This window comes from Caballeronia sp. (assembly GCF_049581465.1).
In the GTDB taxonomy this organism is placed as follows: domain Bacteria; phylum Pseudomonadota; class Gammaproteobacteria; order Burkholderiales; family Burkholderiaceae; genus Caballeronia.
In genome coordinates, this window is record NZ_JBAUSA010000957.1 from 1 (window position 1) to 2,360 (window position 2,360).

2 protein-coding genes are annotated in these 2,360 nt (G+C 61.4%); both read left to right on the forward strand.

All coding sequences use genetic code 11. The features are described from left to right. The first annotated feature begins 27 nt into the window (after positions 1–27). Positions 28–1,134: an ABC transporter permease gene (locus WCA53_RS23475; RefSeq protein WP_423916106.1), complete on the forward strand. Its 1,107-nt coding sequence runs from the start codon at positions 28–30 to the stop codon at positions 1,132–1,134. A 62-nt stretch (positions 1,135–1,196) separates the two neighbouring features. Beyond that, a complete protein-coding gene (locus WCA53_RS23480; RefSeq protein WP_423916108.1) occupies positions 1,197–2,126 on the forward strand; it encodes an ABC transporter permease in 930 nt (309 codons plus the stop codon). Positions 2,127–2,360 lie beyond the last annotated feature (234 nt).

A 2,360-nucleotide genomic window follows, 5' to 3' on the forward strand; every position in this document is an offset into this window, starting at 1 on the left:
CCGCTCGACACCACATCAAAATAAAAAATGACCTTTCCTTATCGACTCGAAGCGCGTCCCACGCCCTCCCGTGCGATGCAACTCGCCGTGCCGCTGCTTGCCGCCGTCCTGACGCTCGTCATTGGGTTCCTGATCTTCACGCTGGTCGGCCAGGATCCAGTGCGCGCGATGCACGGGTTTTTCATCGAACCGTTATCGAACGTCAATGGCTGGTCCGAACTGGTCCTGAAGGCGTCGCCGTTGTGCCTGATCGCGCTTGGGCTCGCGGTGGGATACCGGGCGAACGTATGGAATATTGGCGCTGAGGGGCAGATGTTGCTCGGCGGGATCGTGGCGGGCGGGATTGCGATTCATGTCGGCGATGCCAGCGGCTGGTGGATCCTGCCGCTCATGATGGTCGGCGGGGTGATCGGCGGAATGGCATGGGCGGCCATTCCCGCTTTGCTCAAAAGCCGTTTCAATACCAACGAGATTCTCACGAGCCTGATGCTCACGTATGTCGCGACGCAGTTGCTGATTTATCTGGTCAGCGGTCCGTGGCGCGATCCCGAAGGGATGAACTTCCCGATCTCCGCCATGTTCGGCACCGACGCCCAGTTTCCACGCCTTTACGGCGATTGGGGTTGGCAATGGCTTAAGGGCACGCGCATCAACGCGTCGGTGTTCCTGACGGTCGTCGCCATCCCGCTAGTGTGGCTTTTCATGCGCAAGAGTTTCGCGGGTTATCGGATGAATGTGGGCGGGCTGGCCCCGCTGGCCGCGCGCTACGCCGGGTTCTCCGATAAAAAAGCCATCTGGACCTCCCTGCTCCTGAGCGGCGGTCTCGCCGGGCTGGCCGGCATGGGCGAAGTTGCGGGCCCGATCGGGCAATTGCAAGCGAGCTGGTCGCCGGGATATGGCTTTACGGCGATTATCGTGGTGTTCGTCGGGCGGCTGCATCCGATTGGCATCGTGCTCGCCAGCCTGCTGATGGCGCTGCTTTATCTCGGCGGCGAAGCGGTGCAGACGTCGCTGCAATTGCCGCAAGCGCTCGCGGGCGTGTTCCAGGGGTTACTGCTGTTCTGCCTGCTCGGTGCAGATCTCTTCGTCAATTATCGAGTTCGGCGCAGGGTTGTGGGTCACGCGCACTCCTGAGCGCGCCCGTTCCTGAACAGTCGTGCAGCACAGTCAGCATTCACTAGCCAACAAGAAAATCTATGGACATCAATCAGGCCAGTTCGCTTTCTTCGAGCGCCGTTGTCGCGGCCATCCCGCTGATGTTTGCCGGCGCGGGCGAGCTCGTAGCGGAGAAGTCCGGCGTGCTGAACCTCGGCGTGGAAGGCATGATGCTGATGGGCGCGGTAACCGGTTACGCAGTCACGGCCATCACCGGCAACCCGTGGCTCGGCATTCTCGGCGCGATCGTGGCCGGCGTGCTGATGTCGCTAGTGTTCGCGTTCCTTACTATCACCATGCTCGCGAACCAGGTCGCGACAGGCTTGTCCCTGACGATCTTTGGCATCGGCTTTTCGGCGTATATCGGCAAGCCTTATACGTCGGCGGCGGTGCGCGCAACCATCGACATCATGCCGATACCCGGTCTCGCCTCCATTCCCGTAATCGGCCCGGCTTTTTTCACGCTGACGCCGCTCGGCTATCTTGCGTTCATCATGTTCGGTGTGATTGGCTGGTTCCTGTATAAGACGCGCGCCGGGCTGGTCCTGCGCTCGGTGGGCGAATCGCCAGCGGTCGCACACTCAGTGGGCTTTCCGGTGGTCGGCGTGCGCTACGGCGCGACGCTTTTCGGCGGCGGCATGGCGGGCATCGCGGGCGGCTATTACTCGATCGTCTACCTGCACTTGTGGCAGGAACAGCTCACCTCGGGGCGCGGCTGGATCGCGCTGGCGCTCGTCGTATTCGCGACCTGGCGGCCGGGACGGCTCCTGATCGGCGCATTGCTCTTCGGCGCCGTGATGGCATTGCAGTTCTACGCGCAGGCCATTGGCGTGCCGATCCCGACGCAATTCCTCGCCATGCTGCCGTATGTCGCGACCATCGTCGTACTGGTCCTGATCTCGCGCAATCCGAACACGATCAAGCTCAACGCGCCAGCCTCACTAGGCAAGCCATTCTTTGCGGCGAGCTAATCGATCGAGCTAACCACACTAATACGACCTTTCGCTTAATCGCAGTCAGGCGACGGCACTGCATCACCCTTTTTATAAACGACATCGACATATCGACAGGAGAAACAAAATGAAAAAAACCTGGCTGAGCAAGCTTGGCGCAACCGGTGCCGTTGGCACGATGCTGGCGCTGTCTGCCACGATGGCCCCGCTCGCGCATGCCGCCGATGCCCCGGGCGTCGCGTTCGTCTACCT